The following is a 16,178-nucleotide window of genomic DNA, read 5'->3' as shown; positions in this document are numbered from 1 at the left end:
ATATCAGCGGGCCTTCCACGCGGGCCTGCGTTTCTGCGCGAAGGCGAGCGGACCTTCGCGGGCGTCTTCGCTTCGCATCAGAGTCGAGCGTTCGCGCGTATTATGCTCCCAATAAGGCGCATCGGTCGCGATGCGGCCCTGTTCGATGCCGAGCGCGACGCGCTTCGACGCCTGCACCGACAGCGGCGCATTGCCGGCGATCTTTTCGGCGAGCGCGAGCGCGGTGGGAATGAGGTCGGCGAGTGGAACCACGTGATTGACCAGCCCGAACGCGGCCGCGCGCGCGACGGGGATCGGATCGCCCGTCAGCATATATTCCATCGCGAGCTTGCGCGGCAGCTGCTGAGCGAGACGGAAGGCGCCGCCCGCCGCGGCGAACAGGCCGACCTTGACCTCGGGCAGGCCGAATTGGGCGTGATCGGCGGCGACGATGATGTCGCTCATCAGCGCAATCTCGCAGCCGCCGCCGAACGCGAACCCATTGACCGCGGCGATGATCGGTTTCGAGATCGGGTGCGACACCATGCCGGCGAAGCCCCACGCCTGCTGCGCCGGATCGTCGGGATAGAGGCTTTCGCCGCGCGACAGCGCGACAAGGTCGGCGCCCGCGCAAAAGCTCTTGTCGCCCGCGCCCGTGATGACGACGACGCGGATTTCGGGGTCGTTTTCGGCCTCCTCCAAGGCGCTGCCGATGCCCATATGGACCGCGGCGTTGACCGCGTTGCGCGCCTCGGGCCGGTTGATCGTGACGATCAGAATGTGGCCACGGCGTTCGGTGAGGATGGTGGTGTCGGACATCGCGAATCTCTCCTTTTCGGACGAGTATCGCGATGACTTGACGTTTACGTCAACTGTAATCCTCCCTGTTGCGGAAGGCCATGGGTAGGGGGCCCTCCGCAGGATGGTGGAGGGGCCGCGACGTCGTGCAACTTGCCCCTCCGTCAGCGACTTCGCCGCTGCCACCTCCCCATCGCCGCGCGACAGGGAGGATCGTGGCGTCAGATGCTTTGCCCGGTCTTCGCCCAGTCGGCGAGGAAGCCGTCAATGCCTTTTTCGGTCAGGATGTGCTTGAACAGACCCTTGATGACCGACGGCGGTGCGGTCATCACGTCGGCGCCAATCTTGGCGGCTTCGAGAACGTGGATGCCGTGGCGCACGCTCGCGACGAGGATTTCTGTGGCGAAATCATAATTGTCGTAAATGAGACGAATGTCGCCGATCAGCTGCATGCCGTCGAAACCATTGTCGTCGTGACGACCGACGAAGGGCGAGACGAAGGTCGCGCCGGCCTTGGCGGCAAGCAGCGCCTGCGTCGCCGAGAAGCAGAGCGTGACATTGACCATCGTGCCGTCGCTGGTCAGCGCCTTGCAGGTCTTGAGCCCGTCGATCGTCAGCGGCACCTTGATGCAGACATTGTCGGCGATCTTGCGGAGGATTTCGGCCTCCTTCATCATCGTTTCATGGTCGAGCGCGACGACTTCGGCCGAGACGGGGCCATCGACGATAGCGCAGATTTCCCTGGTTACCTCCTTGAAGTCGCGGCCCGACTTGGCGATCAGCGAGGGATTGGTGGTGACGCCGTCGAGCAGGCCCGTCGCGGCGAGTTCCTGGATGTCGGCGATTTCGGCGGTGTCGGCGAAGAATTTCATGCGATGGCGATCCTGCTGGATGAGTGATTCGGGATGCGACCGCCCTAGAGCAGTGCGTCGCAAATATGAACTGCCATCACCCGTTTCCTCATGCCGAACTTGACCCGGCATCCTTTCAGCGCCGCGCCCGATCGACCCCGGATCAAGTCCGGGGCGAAGATGGAGGAAATTGCTGGCGTTCGTTCTTTGTTCCGGTTAATCGCCGCCCATGGCCAAAGCAAAGCGTCAATATGTCTGTCAGAATTGCGGGTCGGTGTCGTACCGTTGGCAGGGGCAGTGCGCCGACTGCAACGAGTGGAACACGCTGGTCGAGGAGGCGAGCAAGACCGCCTTTTCGGCTAAGCACGACCTCAGCAAGGGCGGGCGGACGCTCGCGCTCGAAACGCTCGACGCCGACAGCAAGATGCCCGAACGGATGCTGTGCGGCATCACCGAGTTCGACCGCGCGCTGGGCGGCGGTTTCGTCGCGGGGTCGGCAACGCTGATCGGTGGCGACCCGGGGATCGGCAAGTCGACTTTGCTGTTGCAGGCGGCCGGACGGCTCGCGAAGGCTGGAAAGTCGGTGGTCTATATCAGCGGCGAGGAAGCGGCGGCACAGGTGCGGCTGCGCGCGCAGCGGCTGGGGCTCGGTCAAGCGCCGGTCGCGCTTGCCAGCGCGACGTCGGTGCGCGACATTTTGGCGACGCTCGACGGCCAAGGCGCAGATTTCGTCGTGATCGATTCGATCCAGACGATGCACAGCGACCTGATCGACAGCGCGCCGGGAACGGTGAGCCAGGTCCGCGCGAGTGCGCAGGAATTGATCCGCTATGCCAAGGACAGCGATGCCGCGATCGTGCTCGTCGGCCATGTCACCAAGGACGGGACGATCGCGGGCCCGCGCGTACTCGAACATATGGTCGACACCGTGCTGGCGTTCGAGGGCGAGCGCAGCCACCAATATCGCATCCTGCGCGCGGTGAAGAACCGCTTTGGCGGCACCGACGAGATCGGCGTGTTCGCGATGGGCGAGGAGGGGCTGGGCGAGGTTGCGAACCCGTCGAGCCTGTTCCTGACCGACCGCAGCCGCGACGTGCCGGGTTCGGTGGTGTTCCCGGCATTGGAGGGCACGCGTCCGGTGCTGGTCGAGGTGCAGGCGCTAACGGTCCGGCTTGCCAGCGGGGCCACCCCCAGACGTGCGGTTGTCGGCTGGGACAGCGGACGGCTCGCGATGGTGCTCGCGGTGCTGGAGGCGCGCTGCGGGCTGCAGATGGGCGCCGCCGAAGTCTATCTCAACATCGCGGGCGGCTATCGCCTGACCGATCCTGCCGCCGACCTTGCCGTCGCGGCGGCGCTGATATCGGCCTTTAGCGAGCGACCGGTTCCCGCCGATGCGATCGTCTTTGGCGAATTGTCGCTATCGGGCGAGGTGCGGCAGGTTTCGCACGACGGGCTCCGCCTGCGCGAGGCGGCGAAGCTCGGTTTCTCGCGCGGCTGGGGCCCCACGGGGATGAAGGGCGTCGGCGGAATTTCGGTCACGGGTTTTGCGCGCCTTGGCGAACTCGTTGACCTGATGCTCGGGCGCGACTAGCGACCGCCCAATGGGAAGTCTGACGGCTCTGGATATCATCGTGCTGACGCTCGTCGGCGGCAGCGCGGTGCTCGGCTTCGCGCGCGGGCTGGTGCAGGAGGTGACGAGCCTTCTCGCCTGGGTGCTCGCGATCGCGGCGGTGCGCTTTTTCCACCCGCTGGCAACCGACCTGCTCGGCGGCTGGATGGGGCCGGGAGGCGGCGCGGCGGTGCTGGCGTTCGTGATCCTGTTCGGCGGGGTTTTCGCTTTCGCCAAATGGGGGTCGCGGGCGATGGGGCAGCGCAGCCGCGCCTCGCTTGTCGGCGGATTTGACCGCGGTCTCGGCGCCGGGTTTGGCGCGCTGAAGGGGCTGCTCATCGCGACCATCGGCTTCATGCTCGTTACCTTGCTGTACGACATCGGTTACGGCAACGCGCAGCGCCCTGCCTGGGTGACGGACAGCCGGACCTATCCGGCGCTCGCGGCGACGAGCGGCGCGCTCAGCAAGGTGATCGCCGAACGTCGGGCCGAAGCGCGTGAAGCCGAGGCGGAGGGCGCCGCGCCGGGCACGTCCGACGCGCCGAAATCATGAGCGCGCCGCTGTATAGCCGCGATATATTGTCGCTGGCGGTCGCAAACGCCGACCATCTGCCCAACCCCGACGCGCGATACCATGCGACCGCGCGCGCGCCGCTGTGCGGGAGCCGGATCATCGTCGATGTCGATGCCGACGACGCGGGCCGCGTGACCGGCGTCGGAATGCATGTCGAAGCGTGCGCGCTGGGCCAGGCGGCCGCGACGTTGCTCGCCCGCCATGCGCCCGGACGCAGCCTTGCCGACATCCGCGCCGCGCGCGATGCGATCGCGGGCTGGTTCGGCGGTACGGGCGATGCGCCCCTTTGGCCGGGCTTCGACCTGCTCGCCGCCGCGCGCGATTATCCCGCGCGTCATGGCGCGATCCTGTTGCCCTTCGATGCCGCGATCGCGGCGCTCGAAGCGGAGGCGGCGGCATGAATTTGACCATCTTTACCGCGGCGGCCTCCGAAGCGGCCGAAAAGGTCGCCGAAACCGCGACCGACACCGCGCTGGTCGAAGGCGCGATCCTTCTCGGCGTCGCGACGCTGTTCGTGCTGATATTCCGCCGACTCGGCCTCGGCGCCGTACTCGGTTATCTGATCGCGGGGGCGCTGGTCGGGCCGCATGGTTTCGGGCTGGTCGGCGGCGGCGAATCGAAGCTGGCCTTTGCCGAACTGGGCATCGCCTTCCTGCTTTTCCTCGTCGGGCTCGAACTGTCGCCGCGCCGCCTGTGGGACATGCGCCGCGCGATCTTCGGGCTCGGTCTGGCGCAGGTCGTCGTCACGGGGCTGATCCTGACCGCGCTGATCCACCTGACGCTGGGTTTCAGCCCCGCGGCTTCGCTCGCGCTCGGCCTGCCTCTCGCCTTGTCGTCGACGGCGCAGGTGCTGCCGGGGCTCAAAAGTTCGGGCCGGATCAATTCGCCCTTCGGTGAAAAGGCCTTTTCGATCCTGCTGTTTCAGGATCTGGCGATCGTGCCGATGATCACGATCGTCGCAGTCCTGTCGCGCGCGCCCGCCAATCCTGCGGCGCCCCCCGGATGGCAGATGGCGTTTTTCACGGTCTGGGCGATCATCGTACTCGTCCTCGCCGGCCGCTTCGTGGTCAATCCGCTGCTGCGCATCGTCGGCCGTTATGGCGAACGCGAATTGTTCGTGGTCGTCGGGCTGCTGACGATCCTTGCCAGCGCGGCGCTGATGCACAGCCTACACCTGTCGACCGCGCTCGGGGCGTTCATCGCAGGCGTGATGCTGGCCGATTCGCCCTATCGCCACGAAATCGAATCGGACGTCGAACCGTTCCGCCTCATCCTGCTCGGCCTTTTCTTCCTCGCCGTCGGTATGGTGCTCGACGTCGGCGCCGTGATGGAGCGTCCCTTGCTCGTGGTTACGCTGGCGCTGGGACTGGTCGCGGTGAAGGTGGCCGTCCTTACGCTGATCGCCAAGGCGTTCGGCAAGAGCTGGCAGGCCGCGCTCGGACTCGGTCTGCTCTTGAGCCAAGGGGGCGAGTTCGGTTTCCTTCTCTTTGCGCAAGCCGCCGATGCGCTGCTGATCGAGCCCCAAGCTGCCAGCCTGTTCAGCGCGGTGGTGACGCTGTCGATGGTCACGACGCCGTTCCTGATGCTGTTCGCGCGCAATCTGGAATTTGCGCCCGGATCGGACGAGCCCGATCTCGACGACCCCGAGGGGGCGCCGCGGGGGTCCGCGATCGTCGTCGGTTATGGGCGTTTCGGCCAGATCGTGTCGCAGATGCTGCACGGCGTCGCCTGTTCGGTGACGCTGATCGACAAGAAGCCGAGCCAGATCGAGCTGTCGAGCCGTTTCGACACCAAGGTTTATTTCGGCGATGGGCTGCGCGTCGACCTGCTGCGCCGGGCGGGCGCCGAAGAGGCACGGCTGATCATTTTTTGCATCGACGATGCATCAGTCGACGCAGCGGCGCTCAAACCCATCGTCGAGGCATTCCCCAATGCGAAGATATTGATGCGCGTGTTCGATCGCCGCCAGTTGCTCGCATTGGACGGATCGGGCGTCGACGGCATCATTCGCGAAGTGTTTGAAAGCTCGGTCGCGATGGGGCTGACGGCGCTGCGCCATCTGGACGTCGATCCGAGCGAGATGGACGATGTCGAGGCGACGTTGCGCCATCTCGACCAAACACGGCTCCAGGCGCAGCTCGACGAAGGCGACCTGTCGGCGGGGATGGACCACCGGTTCAAGCCGGGCGGCGGTCGCGAAGCCGACAGCATACTGGAGAAATACCGGCGCAAGCGCCAGGCGGCAAAAGCCGCGCGCGAAGAGAATGAGGCGATGGGGTTGGCCGACGAGGGCTAGCCGCGATCGCGGGCTGGGGCTGCGTCGTCGTTTCAAAGGTCAGTAAAGGTCAGCCTTGTGCAGCCGCCGGTCGATCGCGTTCCGCGAACATGCCGCGCCGGCTCCCGCCCGCATCCGTACACCGGGCGGTGACGGCATTTTCACATATTGAAAGAGCCGAAACGAAGGCTGGCATAGCCGGATAATGTAGGAAAGGCCCTTTTGCAGGCGTCGGCTTTGGGGTGGAAAGCGGACTTTCGGCTGTCGTCGCACGATGATATCATCGTTCGATGTTCGCCATGCTTCTGATTGCCGCAATTGTTCCGCCTGAACCAAGCGACGTTCATGCAATCGAACTCGCCCGTGCGACAGCCCCCTATGTAAGTTACACCCGCGACGGCAGGGCCTTTGCTGAGTTCGCGCCAACCGTGGAGACACGGAATGTCAGCTGCAAGCTCCACCACGAGGCTATTTTTGATTGCACTTATGACGTGCGGACAAAGGATTTTTTGGGATCGGATTTTACAGCGTGGCTGCCTAAAGCTGCGCGGATCACTTTCCGTGACAACTGCTGGCAAATAGTCTCATCGGAATGACTGAATAGCAGCAACCGGTCGCTTCCTGCCGATCCTCGCCAGGGCTTCGCCAGAGGAAGGATTAAGGACCGCTTCCGGTCGACAGCTGGGTGCACATTTCTATCGGCAGCAACCGGTGGGTTCGACGCAGCCGTCATGCCTGTATGAGGCGGGATCTGCTAGCGCGGTGATGTCATGGGCCCGCGAATCAGGGCCGGGTGACGATTGCAGTTCAGCCATCCAGAAACGCCGCAACCGCGTCCAGGGCATAATCCTCGGTCACAAAGCTGTGGCCGATGCCGCGGGTCAGGATCAGCGGCAGCTTCCCGCCGCGCACCTTCTTGTCGTGCGCCATATGCGCGGCGATCGTCTGCCCGTCACTATTTACGCCCGCGCTGGCGAGGCTGTGCGGCAGGTGGACGCTGGCGAGGTGATCGCGGACCCGGTCGGCATCCCCGGCCGGGCAGAGTCCGTTCGCGGCCGAAAATTGATGCGCGAGTACCATGCCCGCCGCGACCGCCTCGCCGTGGAGCAGGCGGTCCGAATAGCCGGTTTCGGCCTCGAGCGCGTGCCCGAAGCTGTGGCCGAGGTTGAGCAGCGCACGGATATCCTGCGTCTCGCGTTCGTCGGCGGCGACGATGCGCGCCTTTGCCGCGACGCTATGGGCAATTGCCTTGTGACGAGCCGCGCTGTCGCCCGCGAGCAAAGCCGCGCCATTGGCCTCGCACCAGGCGAAAAAGTCCGCGTCGTCGATCAGGCCATATTTGACCACTTCGGCATAGCCCGCGCCGAGTTCGCGGCGGGGCAAGGTTTCGAGCGTCGTCGGGTCGATGACGACGAGCGCGGGCTGGTGAAAGGCGCCGATCAGATTCTTGCCCGCAGGCACGTTGATTGCGGTCTTGCCGCCGACGCTGCTGTCGACCTGGGCGAGCAACGTTGTCGGAACCTGGATGAAATGGCAGCCGCGTTTGACGATCGAACAGGCGAAGCCGACCAGGTCGCCGATGACGCCGCCGCCGAGCGCGATGACATGATCGCTGCGTTCGATGCCTTCGCCGATCAGCCATTCGGTGAGCCGGGCGAGGCCCGCCCAGCTTTTCGTGCTTTCGCCGGGTTCGAGGACGAAGGAGGAAAAGGAAATGTCTTCGTTGCCAAGCGCGGTTCCGACGCGCTGCAAATAATGGTCGGCAACATGGGAGTCGGTTACGATCATCGTGCGCGGACGTTTGAGAAGCGGCGCGACGTGGCGGCCAATCTGTTCGAGCAGCCCGTCGCCGATCAGGATCGGATAGCTGCGGCTGCCGAGCTCTACGGTCAGCTTTTCCATTGCGGATCCTTCCATTTCGACAGGGCTTCCATGATCGCGCGCACGGTATGGTCGTGCGGCGTGCTTGCCGAACTGACACGCAGATGCGCTTCGGCATAGATGGGGTTGCGGACGGCCGCCAGCTCGCGGAGCACCTCGCCGGGGTCGCGATTCTTGAGGAGCGGACGGTGGCTGCGGCGGCCGACGCGCTCGACGAGCGTCGGGATGTCGGCGTCGAGCCAGATGCAGAGACTGTCTGCGAGGATCAGCTTGCGCGTCTCGTCGTTGATGAAGGCGCCGCCGCCGGTGGCGAGGACCAAGGGCTTGCCGGCGAGCAGCCGCGCGATCACACGGCGTTCGCCATCACGGAAGTGCGCCTCACCGAACCGCGCGAATATATCGGAAATGGTCATGTCGGCGGCGCGCTCGATTTCGTCGTCCGCATCGGCGAAGCGCATGCCCAGCCGCTGCGCGAGGCGGCGGCCGATCGTCGATTTTCCCGATCCCATCAGCCCGACGAGTACGACCGACCGGTCGCGGATCGACGCGGGAATGGCAGTTGCCGGGCTTTTCGGGTTTCGCGACATGGTGCGCGCGGCTATACCGACCGGCGCGCGCGGGACAATGGTTTTGCTGCACCTGCGCCACGAGACGAACGACAGGCATTGGATATTGCGCGCGAAGGGCAGATCGGGAAAAGGCCGGTGGATCGCACGACTGGTCGTGCTGTTCTTGCTGCTGGCGATATTGTTCCTGTTCCTGCTGTTCCTGGGCCGGCCGATCGAGCCGCGAATGATTGAGGTGGATGTGACCGACAAGATTGCCGAAAGCCTGCCATCCACACGGGACGCGCGATGAAGAAGACGACATTTTCGCTTGCGCTGGGCCTGTCGGCTACGGCGATGGCCGCGGTGCTGGTCCTCCCAGCGCTTGCGCAGGAATCGCTGTTGCCCGAAGGTTTCGGCAATCCCGCCGACACGCCCGCGCCGCGTCCCACCCCGGCGCCGCCTGCGACGCCCGCGCCGGGTCCGGCACCGAAAAATGGTGTGGCGCCGCCGCCGGTCGCCCCGACGCTGAGCGGTGCGACGGCGAGCGGCGCTGCCGAAGAGGACGACGACCCCGACGATACGGAGGACGGCGAGGCGGTCGAATCGGGCGGGCTGAAATATGACCTGCCGCCCGGCGCGCGCCGCCTGCTGACCCGCATCGGGCCGCTGACCCCCGAAACGGGCGGGCTGGCGCCCGACGCTTTTGGCGTGCGCGGCCAATATGCCGCGGCGATCATGCGCCGCACCAACGGCCAGCTGGCCTCACGCTGGGGCCAGATACTGCTCCGCCGCGCGCTTGCATCGGCGATCGACACGCCGGATACGATCAACGGCGCCGACCTGGCCGCGGAACGCGCGTCGCTGCTGCTGCGGATGGGCGAATCGATCACGGCGCGCCGGATCGTTCAGTCGGTCGATTACGACCGCGCGAGCCCGCGTCTCGTCGCGGCCGTCCAGCAAACCTATCTGGCCACTGCCGATCCCGCGGGGATGTGCCCCTATGTCCCGGCGGGCCTCGCGCATGGCGACGAACAGGCGTGGCGGCTGTCGGCCGCCATCTGTTCGGGCCTGTCGGGCGAGGCGGGGCCCGCGGGCTGGGCGATCGGCCGCGTGCGGTCGAGCGGCAAGATTTCCAATTTCGACATCCTGCTTGCCGAGCGCGTACTCGGCGCGACGGGCGGCGGGCGGCGTTCGACAACGATCGAGTGGGACAATATCGACCGGCTGACCAGCTGGCGCTTCGGCATGGCGACCGCGACGGCGATCCCGGTGCCCGACGCGCTGCGTAGTTCGGCGCCCTATTATATGAAGGGCTGGACCGTGCTGGCGCCGATGACCGACATGGCGAACCGCATCGCCGCCGCGCCCGAGGCCGCGGCGCGCGGCGTGCTGTCGAGCGAGGCCTATGTATCGCTGCTGAGCGCGGCGGCGAGCGAGGAAGAGCCGGCCGAGGCGCTCGCCAGCCAGACCGATGCGCTTCGCGGCGCGTTCAACCTGGCGAATGGCGGCGCTCGCTACGCGGCGATGGAACGGCTCTGGAACGCCGGGACGACCCCGACGCAGCGCTACGCCGCGATGGTGGCGACGGCGCGCGCCGCGGCGGCCTTGCCCCCCGGCACCGATGCCGGCGACGATCCCTGGCAATTGCTCGGGTCGATGCTTGCAGGCGGTTATGATGCAAATGCGATCGCTTGGGTGCCGACAGTGTCGGTCGGGAGCCGCGCGTGGGGCGTCCTTGCCGTCGGTTCGCCGCGACCACTGAACGGGACGAGCGCCGGCGCGGTCGGGCAATTCGCGGGTGACGACGACAGCGCCGACATGCTGCGGTCGAAATTCCTGCTCGCGGGCCTCGCCGGGCTCGGGCGGATCGACGCGGGTGCGGCGGCATCGGCGGCGAGCGACCTCGACCTCGACCTTGGCAAGCAGACGCGCTGGACGCAGGCGATCACGGCTGCGGCAGAGCGGCGCGAGCCGGGGATGGTCGCGCTGCTGGCGGCGGCGGGGATGCAGGGCGAATGGTCGAAGGTGCCGCCCTATCACCTCTATCATATCGTCTGGGCGCTGCGCGAAGTCGGATTGCCCGCGGAAGCGCGGATGATTGCCGCCGAAGCGCTGGTGCGTGTCTGAGCCTTTTTTGACCTGCGCGGCACCGGCCCGCGCGCCCTCCCGGCCTCCCATAGCCTGTTATCGTCAGCGAAGCCGGGGAGGGGAGCGGGCCGGCCCCGCTGCCATTAATGTCTGACGACGCCCTGATCGACCGCTTCCTGGAGATGATGGCGGCCGAGCGCGGTGCCTCGCGCAATACGCTGGCCGCCTATCGCCGCGATCTCGACCAGGCGGCCCAATGGGTGACGGGTCCGCTGGGGGACGCCAGTGCGGACGACCTTCGCAAGCTGATGGCCGGTTACCGGTCGCTGGCGGCGAGCAGCGCGGCGCGCAAATTGTCCGCGCTGCGCCAGTTTTTCGCCTTCTTGCTCGACGAGGGGGAGCGGGCGGACAATCCCGCGCTCGACATCGCGCGCCCGGCGACGCGGCGCCCGCTGCCGCGCATCCTGACGCACGCCGATGTCGAACGGCTGTTCGAACAGGCGGAGGCGGAGGCGGCGGGCGACGCGCCGCCTGCGAATGCGATACGGATGCTGTTGCTGATCGAACTGCTCTATGGTTCGGGCCTGCGCGCGAGCGAGCTTGTCGCGCTGCCGCGCCGCGCGGTGGCGGGCGAGCGCGAATATCTGATCGTCCGCGGCAAGGGCGACAAGGAACGGCTGGTGCCCCTGTCCGATCGCGCGCGGGCGGCGTTCGACCGCTGGCTGCCGCTGCTGGCCGACGGTTCGCCCTGGCTGTTCCCGTCGGGCAAGGCGCATATCTCGCGCGTGCGGCTGTTCCAGATGCTGCGCGACCTGGCGGCACGCGCGGGCATCGACCCGGCCACGATCAGCCCGCACGTCCTGCGTCATGCCTTTGCCACGCATTTGCTCGAGGGCGGGGCTGACCTGCGCGCGCTGCAACTGATGCTCGGCCATGCCGATATCGCGACCACCGAAATCTACACGCATGTCGATAGCCGCCGGCTCGTCGAGCTGGTCAACCGGCGTCATCCGCTCGCGCGGTTCGACGGCGTTGACCTCAAGCCGCCTTCGTCCTAGCGACTTCGCATGACAGCCTTTCTGGACTTCGAAAAACAGGTCGCGGCGCTCGATCGCCAGATTGCCGAACTGCGCGAGATGGGGGACGACCCCACGCTCAACATCGACAACGACATCGCACGATTGGAGGACAAGTCCTCGAAATTGTTGCGCGAAATCTATTCCAAGCTGACGCCCTGGCAAAAGACACAGGTCGCGCGGCACCCCGATCGCCCGCATTTCAAACATTATGTCGCGGGCCTGTTCGATGACTGGATGCCGCTCGCCGGCGACCGCAATTTTGCCGACGATCAGGCGATTTTGGGCGGGCTCGCACGTTTTCGCGGCCGCCGCGTCATGGTGATCGGACACGAAAAGGGCGACGATATCCCGTCGCGCATGAAGCATAATTTCGGGATGGCGAAGCCCGAGGGCTATCGCAAGGCGATCCGCCTGATGCAGCTCGCCGACCGCTTCGGCCTGCCGGTCGTCACGCTGGTCGATACGTCGGGCGCCTTTCCGGGCATCCAGGCCGAAGAGCGCGGGCAGGCCGAAGCGATCGCGCGCTCGACCGAACAATGCCTTGCGCTCGGCGTGCCGATGGTCGCCGCGGTGGTCGGCGAAGGTGGATCGGGCGGGGCGATCGCGCTGGCCGCCGCGAACCGCGTCCTTATGTTCGAACATGCCGTCTATTCGGTGATTTCGCCCGAAGGTTGCGCGTCGATCCTGTGGCGCACATCCGACAAGGCGGCCGACGCCGCCGCGGCGATGAAGATGTCGGCGCAGGACCTGCTGGGGCTGAAGGTGATCGACCGCATCGTTCCCGAACCCGTCGGCGGCGCCCACCGTGCGCCCGACGTCGCCATCGCCGCGCTCGGCGATGCGATCGAACAGGAACTGGGCGCGCTTTCAGGCCTGCCGCGCGATACATTGCTTGCCGCGCGTGAGGAAAAATTCCTTGCGATGGGGCGCGCTTAGCAGCGTTCCCGCCGGAACCCGATCGCGGGTCTTGGCGTTCTTTTACCGAAAACGGCAGGCTGCGGTCCATCGGGGGCTTGTCTTGTCGCGCAAGGGGAATAGTCCCGAGCGAACGATCGAGTGGGAGGCATTTCGATGAGCTGGACGACCGGAAAGACGCTGGCGGCGGCGCTGGCGATGGGGGGTATCGCGATCGCCGGCGCGGCCGATGCGCAGTTGAAGGCGATCAAGACGCAGACCAATATCTCGCCCGCCGAACGCAAGCAGGGCGACGAGGCGCATCCGCAGCTCCTCCAGGAGTTCGGCGGCGCCTATAACGGTCCGCAGGCCTCCTATGTGAACCGCATCGGACAGAATATCGCCGTCCAGTCGGGCCTGTCGCGCAGCCCGAACGATTTCACCGTGACCCTGCTCAATTCGCCGGTGAACAACGCCTTCGCGATCCCCGGCGGCTATGTCTATGTCACGCGCCAGCTGATGGCATTGATGAACGACGAGGCCGAACTGGCGGGGGTGCTCGGTCACGAAGTCGGCCATGTCGCGGCGCAGCACAGCAAGAAACGCCAGTCGGCGGCGACGCGCAACACCATCCTCGGCGTGCTTGGCGCGGTGCTTGGCGGCGCGATCGGCGACAATGGCGGGCTGCTCGGCGGGCTTGGCGGTTTGCTCCAGAATAATTCCATGAAGGTCGCCCAATATTTCACGCTGGGCTTTTCGCGCAGCCAGGAATTGCAGGCCGACCAGCTCGGCGTCCAGTACCTGCGCAGCGCGGGTTATGATCCGCTCGCGCTGTCGACGATGCTCGCCAGCCTCGCCGCGCAGACCAGCCTCGATGCGCGGCTGGCGGGGGGCGATGCGCGCTCGCTGCCCGAATGGGCGAGCACCCACCCCGATCCCGCGTCGCGCGTGCGCAACGCGCAGACGCTGGCGCGCCGCGTCGGCGGCGGCGGGGGCAACCGCAACGCCGACGCCTTTTTCGCATCGGTTGACGGCGTGCTTTTTGGCGACGATCCCGCGCAGGGTGTGGTCGAGGGGCGCGATTTCCTCCACCCCGATCTTCGGCTGCGGTTCACCGTGCCGAACGGATATGGCATGCAGAACGGCGCCACCGCCGTGTCGATCAGCGGTAATGGCGGGCAGGCGCAATTCACGACCGGCCCCTACAGCGGCGACATGAACGCTTATATCGCTGCCGCGTTCAAGGCGGTTGCGGGCAACACCGCGATCAGTCCCGGCACGATCCAGCGGACGACGGTGAACGGCATTCCCGCCTTCTATTCGACCGCGCGTGTGAACAGCCAGTCGGGGCAGGTCGATGTGACCGTCTTTGCCTATGAATTTTCGCGCAGCAGCGCCTTTCATTTCGTCACGCTGACCAAGGCAGGCGGCGGCGGCGCGTTCAATGCGATGTTCGGCAGCGTCCGTCGGCTGAGCGCGGCCGAGGCGGCGGCGATCAAGCTGCGGCGGATCGACGTGGTGACGGTCGGGCGCGGTGACACGGTGGCAAGCCTTGCCCGCCGCATGGCATACAGGGATTATCAGGCCGAACGTTTCCAGGTGCTCAACCGCCTGACCGCATCGAGCCGGCTGACCCCGGGGCAACGGGTCAAGATCGTCGTCTACGCCAGCCGATAGGCGCGCGGACAAAAAAGGGCGGTGACAAAGCCACCGCCCTTTCTTTTCGGTTGGCCCGGCGAAGCGGGCCGAACGTCAGAAAGCTTAGGTCTTCTTCAGGCCGCTATCGACCTTGTTGAAGGTGTTTTCGACGCTGTCGCCAACGGCGCCCATCGCGGTGATGCCGGCGACGGCGATGAGAGCGGCGATCAGGCCGTATTCGATGGCGGTCGCGGCCTTGGTGTCGCGAGCGAATTTCTTGATGAACTTCATGACTGGTCTCCTGATTTCACTTACCCTGTTGACGGTCTGGTCTGGGTCAACATCTGCGGTTCTAGGGCGAATAGGTTTTGAAAATCTTAATGTGCCAAGGAGGTCGCTACGTCCGATTTGTCCAAAAAAGGGACGTTGGCGGCGGCGTTACATGTTCTTCTGGGCCGCGTCCGAAACATCGTTCCACATGCTGCCGGTCGAGTTCGCCACATTGCCGACAGCGGTCACGGCCGCCAGAAAGACGAGGGCCAGTATCAGCCCATATTCGACGGCTGTCGCGGCCCTGGTCGACCGCATCAGCCTGTAAATGTTGCGCATTGTTCCACCCCTGACTGAATTTATAGTTCCCGAGGGTTCCCTTATTCGCATAGGAAGGTTAACAATTTGTCCGTGTCCAGCCCCGGAAAACCGCCAAAAAATGGCCTTGCCGTCGTCGCCGCGGCGTTGGTCGACCGCGACGGACGATTACTTGTGCAGCAGCGGCCCGAAGGCCTGCCGATGGCCGGGCTGTGGGAGTTTCCGGGCGGCAAGATCGAGGCGGACGAGACGCCCGAAGCGGCGCTGATCCGCGAACTGGGCGAGGAACTGGCGATCGACGTCGACCAGGCCTGCCTTGCGCCCGCCTGCTTCGCCAGCGACATGCTGGGCGACCGGCATCTGCTGCTGCTGCTCTATGTGTGCCGCAAATGGCGCGGCACGCCGGTCGCGCAACACGCCAGCGCGCTGCGCTGGGTGCGTCCCGTCGAACTGCACGGGCTGGCGATGCCGCCCGCCGACAAGCCGCTGATCGGCTTGCTCGAGGCGTTGATCTAGGGTCCTGACCCTAGGGAGCCGGCCCTAGCTTTTCGGTTTCAAAGCCTCGGCGAGCGACGCCGACCCGCTGCCGCGGCGGGCCGGCTGCGGCTGGTCGGGATGCGGTGCCCAGCCGCTGAAATGCACGAGACGAAAGCTCTCGGCAGTGCGCCCGTCGGCATCCGCCTGCGCGCCGAAGGCGACCGCGATGCGCGCGACTTCCTCGCGGGTCAGCGGCGGGGGCGCGGGATCGAGCCGGCTCGACAGCCCCGTCGCGCGGAGGTCGCGGACCAGCGCGAACCAGTCGCCGTACCGCACCGACAACGCCTCGACGTCGACGACCGGCAGCGCAAAACCGACGCGCTGGAGCAGATTGCCCATCGCCGCGAGGTCGATTTGGGGATGCAGCCGGGCGACCGGCCGCACCCCGTCGGACATGACCGCGCGGCGCAGTTTCGGCAGGCTTCCGTCGCCGACGAACGTGCCGAGGAGCAGGCCGTCGGGCGCCAGCAGGGCGCGGAGGCGCACGAGCGCGCCCGGCACATCGTTGATGCCGTCGAGCCCGCCGGGCCAGACGATGAGGTCGAAGCTGGCGAAGGGCAGGTCGACGGCGTCGGCCTCGACCGCCATCGCGCCCTGCGTTGCGGCGAGCCGCGGACCCGCCTCGATCATCGTCAAGGTGGTGCCGGTCGCGCGCAGATGGTCGGCGAGCGCCGCGTCGTGCGCGCCGATCAACAGGGTACGGGGAAATTCGCGCGTCACCATCGTCAACCGGTCGAGCAGGGTTTCGGCGACGATCGGCGCGAGGAAATTCGCCGACGGGGGCAATCGCGCCATACGGTCGCGCTGGGCGCGATGGCGTGCGGAAGAAAAAAGCGGGC

Annotated in this window: 18 protein-coding genes; 11 read left to right on the top strand and 7 right to left on the bottom strand. The window is 66.3% G+C overall.

Annotated features, from left to right (window positions below; translation table 11 throughout):
* Positions 1-3: 3 nt before the first annotated feature.
* Both HDC35_RS18915 and fsa read right to left on the bottom strand, forming a co-directional pair.
* Entirely contained in the window at positions 4-798 is a 795-nt protein-coding gene (locus tag HDC35_RS18915; protein ID WP_184648943.1) for an enoyl-CoA hydratase-related protein, read from the bottom strand.
* 200 nt (positions 799-998) lie between these two features.
* Complete coding sequence (gene fsa, locus HDC35_RS18910; RefSeq protein WP_184648942.1) at positions 999-1,649, bottom strand: fructose-6-phosphate aldolase; 651 nt, start codon at positions 1,647-1,649, stop codon at positions 999-1,001.
* A 208-nt stretch (positions 1,650-1,857) separates the two neighbouring features.
* Here fsa and radA point away from each other — a divergent pair, with 208 nt between their 5' ends.
* The 5 genes from radA to HDC35_RS18885 all read left to right on the top strand — a co-directional run bounded on the left by radA (position 1,858) and on the right by HDC35_RS18885 (position 6,682).
* A complete protein-coding gene (radA, locus tag HDC35_RS18905; RefSeq protein WP_184648941.1) occupies positions 1,858-3,219 on the top strand; it encodes a DNA repair protein RadA in 1,362 nt (453 codons plus the stop codon).
* A gap of 10 nt (positions 3,220-3,229) precedes the next feature.
* Entirely contained in the window at positions 3,230-3,790 is a 561-nt protein-coding gene (locus HDC35_RS18900; protein WP_184648940.1) for a CvpA family protein, read from the top strand.
* Positions 3,787-4,212 (top strand): iron-sulfur cluster assembly scaffold protein, encoded by a 426-nt coding sequence (locus tag HDC35_RS18895; RefSeq protein ID WP_184648939.1) that lies wholly within the window; start codon positions 3,787-3,789, stop codon positions 4,210-4,212. The genes HDC35_RS18900 and HDC35_RS18895 overlap by 4 nt, the downstream gene beginning before the upstream one ends.
* Entirely contained in the window at positions 4,209-6,107 is a 1,899-nt protein-coding gene (locus HDC35_RS18890; protein WP_184648938.1) for a cation:proton antiporter, read from the top strand. The genes HDC35_RS18895 and HDC35_RS18890 overlap by 4 nt, the downstream gene beginning before the upstream one ends.
* Before the next feature lie 269 nt (positions 6,108-6,376).
* Entirely contained in the window at positions 6,377-6,682 is a 306-nt protein-coding gene (locus HDC35_RS18885) for a hypothetical protein (RefSeq protein WP_184648937.1), read from the top strand.
* Positions 6,683-6,893: 211 nt separating this feature from the next.
* On the opposite strand, the gene aroB is transcribed toward HDC35_RS18885, so the two are convergent.
* Entirely contained in the window at positions 6,894-7,988 is a 1,095-nt protein-coding gene (aroB, locus tag HDC35_RS18880; protein ID WP_184648936.1) for a 3-dehydroquinate synthase, read from the bottom strand.
* Entirely contained in the window at positions 7,976-8,554 is a 579-nt protein-coding gene (locus tag HDC35_RS18875; RefSeq protein WP_184648935.1) for a shikimate kinase, read from the bottom strand. Before HDC35_RS18875 ends, aroB begins: the two co-directional genes overlap by 13 nt.
* Before the next feature lie 43 nt (positions 8,555-8,597).
* Between HDC35_RS18875 and HDC35_RS18870 the strand changes: the two genes are divergently transcribed.
* The 5 genes from HDC35_RS18870 (at position 8,598) to HDC35_RS18850 (ending at position 14,253) form a co-directional block, all read left to right on the top strand.
* Positions 8,598-8,825, top strand: coding sequence for a hypothetical protein (locus tag HDC35_RS18870; RefSeq protein ID WP_184648934.1), 228 nt, complete (start codon positions 8,598-8,600; stop codon positions 8,823-8,825).
* Complete coding sequence (locus HDC35_RS18865) at positions 8,822-10,642, top strand: hypothetical protein (RefSeq protein ID WP_184648933.1); 1,821 nt, start codon at positions 8,822-8,824, stop codon at positions 10,640-10,642. The genes HDC35_RS18870 and HDC35_RS18865 overlap by 4 nt, the downstream gene beginning before the upstream one ends.
* Positions 10,643-10,749: 107 nt before the next feature.
* On the top strand, positions 10,750-11,661 hold the full coding sequence (locus HDC35_RS18860; RefSeq protein ID WP_184648932.1) for a tyrosine recombinase: 912 nt from the start codon (positions 10,750-10,752) through the stop codon (positions 11,659-11,661).
* Between the two features lie 9 nt (positions 11,662-11,670).
* Positions 11,671-12,618 carry an acetyl-CoA carboxylase carboxyltransferase subunit alpha gene (locus HDC35_RS18855; RefSeq protein ID WP_058804136.1) on the top strand — a complete coding sequence of 316 codons (948 nt, stop codon included), beginning with the start codon at positions 11,671-11,673 and terminating at the stop codon, positions 12,616-12,618.
* A 135-nt stretch (positions 12,619-12,753) separates the two neighbouring features.
* A complete protein-coding gene (locus tag HDC35_RS18850; RefSeq protein WP_409437964.1) occupies positions 12,754-14,253 on the top strand; it encodes a M48 family metalloprotease in 1,500 nt (499 codons plus the stop codon).
* An 84-nt stretch (positions 14,254-14,337) separates the two neighbouring features.
* On the opposite strand, the gene HDC35_RS18845 is transcribed toward HDC35_RS18850, so the two are convergent.
* Complete coding sequence (locus tag HDC35_RS18845) at positions 14,338-14,505, bottom strand: Flp family type IVb pilin (RefSeq protein WP_058804135.1); 168 nt, start codon at positions 14,503-14,505, stop codon at positions 14,338-14,340.
* 147 nt (positions 14,506-14,652) lie between these two features.
* On the bottom strand, positions 14,653-14,823 hold the full coding sequence (locus tag HDC35_RS18840) for a Flp family type IVb pilin (protein ID WP_184648931.1): 171 nt from the start codon (positions 14,821-14,823) through the stop codon (positions 14,653-14,655).
* A gap of 66 nt (positions 14,824-14,889) precedes the next feature.
* On the opposite strand from HDC35_RS18840, the gene HDC35_RS18835 reads away from it, so the two are divergent.
* Complete coding sequence (locus HDC35_RS18835) at positions 14,890-15,318, top strand: (deoxy)nucleoside triphosphate pyrophosphohydrolase (protein WP_184648930.1); 429 nt, start codon at positions 14,890-14,892, stop codon at positions 15,316-15,318.
* 24 nt (positions 15,319-15,342) lie between these two features.
* On the opposite strand, the gene HDC35_RS18830 is transcribed toward HDC35_RS18835, so the two are convergent.
* Entirely contained in the window at positions 15,343-16,134 is a 792-nt protein-coding gene (locus HDC35_RS18830; protein ID WP_260397844.1) for a class I SAM-dependent methyltransferase, read from the bottom strand.
* Positions 16,135-16,178 lie beyond the last annotated feature (44 nt).

Origin of the sequence: Sphingopyxis sp. JAI128 (assembly GCF_014207235.1) — a bacterium.
In the GTDB taxonomy this organism is placed as follows: Bacteria; Pseudomonadota; Alphaproteobacteria; order Sphingomonadales; family Sphingomonadaceae; genus Sphingopyxis.
The sequence above is the reverse complement of the archived record's forward strand: the minus strand, read 5'-3'. Positions and strand labels throughout refer to the sequence as shown.

Bases quoted from the DNA above. Each gene is read 5' to 3' on its own strand.
- HDC35_RS18890 (WP_184648938.1), top strand. From the start codon at position 4,209: ATGAATTTGACCATCTTTACCGCGGCGGCCTCCGAAGCGGCCGAAAAG.
- HDC35_RS18830 (WP_260397844.1), bottom strand. From the start codon at position 16,134: ATGGCGCGATTGCCCCCGTCGGCGAATTTCCTCGCGCCGATCGTCGCC.
- HDC35_RS18900 (WP_184648940.1), top strand. From the start codon at position 3,230: ATGGGAAGTCTGACGGCTCTGGATATCATCGTGCTGACGCTCGTCGGC.
- HDC35_RS18860 (WP_184648932.1), top strand. From the start codon at position 10,750: ATGTCTGACGACGCCCTGATCGACCGCTTCCTGGAGATGATGGCGGCC.
- radA (WP_184648941.1), top strand. From the start codon at position 1,858: ATGGCCAAAGCAAAGCGTCAATATGTCTGTCAGAATTGCGGGTCGGTG.
- HDC35_RS18845 (WP_058804135.1), bottom strand. From the start codon at position 14,505: ATGAAGTTCATCAAGAAATTCGCTCGCGACACCAAGGCCGCGACCGCC.
- HDC35_RS18855 (WP_058804136.1), top strand. From the start codon at position 11,671: ATGACAGCCTTTCTGGACTTCGAAAAACAGGTCGCGGCGCTCGATCGC.
- HDC35_RS18840 (WP_184648931.1), bottom strand. From the start codon at position 14,823: ATGCGCAACATTTACAGGCTGATGCGGTCGACCAGGGCCGCGACAGCC.
- HDC35_RS18915 (WP_184648943.1), bottom strand. From the start codon at position 798: ATGTCCGACACCACCATCCTCACCGAACGCCGTGGCCACATTCTGATC.
- HDC35_RS18875 (WP_184648935.1), bottom strand. From the start codon at position 8,554: ATGTCGCGAAACCCGAAAAGCCCGGCAACTGCCATTCCCGCGTCGATC.
- fsa (WP_184648942.1), bottom strand. From the start codon at position 1,649: ATGAAATTCTTCGCCGACACCGCCGAAATCGCCGACATCCAGGAACTC.
- HDC35_RS18850 (WP_409437964.1), top strand. From the start codon at position 12,754: ATGAGCTGGACGACCGGAAAGACGCTGGCGGCGGCGCTGGCGATGGGG.
- HDC35_RS18885 (WP_184648937.1), top strand. From the start codon at position 6,377: ATGTTCGCCATGCTTCTGATTGCCGCAATTGTTCCGCCTGAACCAAGC.
- aroB (WP_184648936.1), bottom strand. From the start codon at position 7,988: ATGGAAAAGCTGACCGTAGAGCTCGGCAGCCGCAGCTATCCGATCCTG.
- HDC35_RS18895 (WP_184648939.1), top strand. From the start codon at position 3,787: ATGAGCGCGCCGCTGTATAGCCGCGATATATTGTCGCTGGCGGTCGCA.
- HDC35_RS18865 (WP_184648933.1), top strand. From the start codon at position 8,822: ATGAAGAAGACGACATTTTCGCTTGCGCTGGGCCTGTCGGCTACGGCG.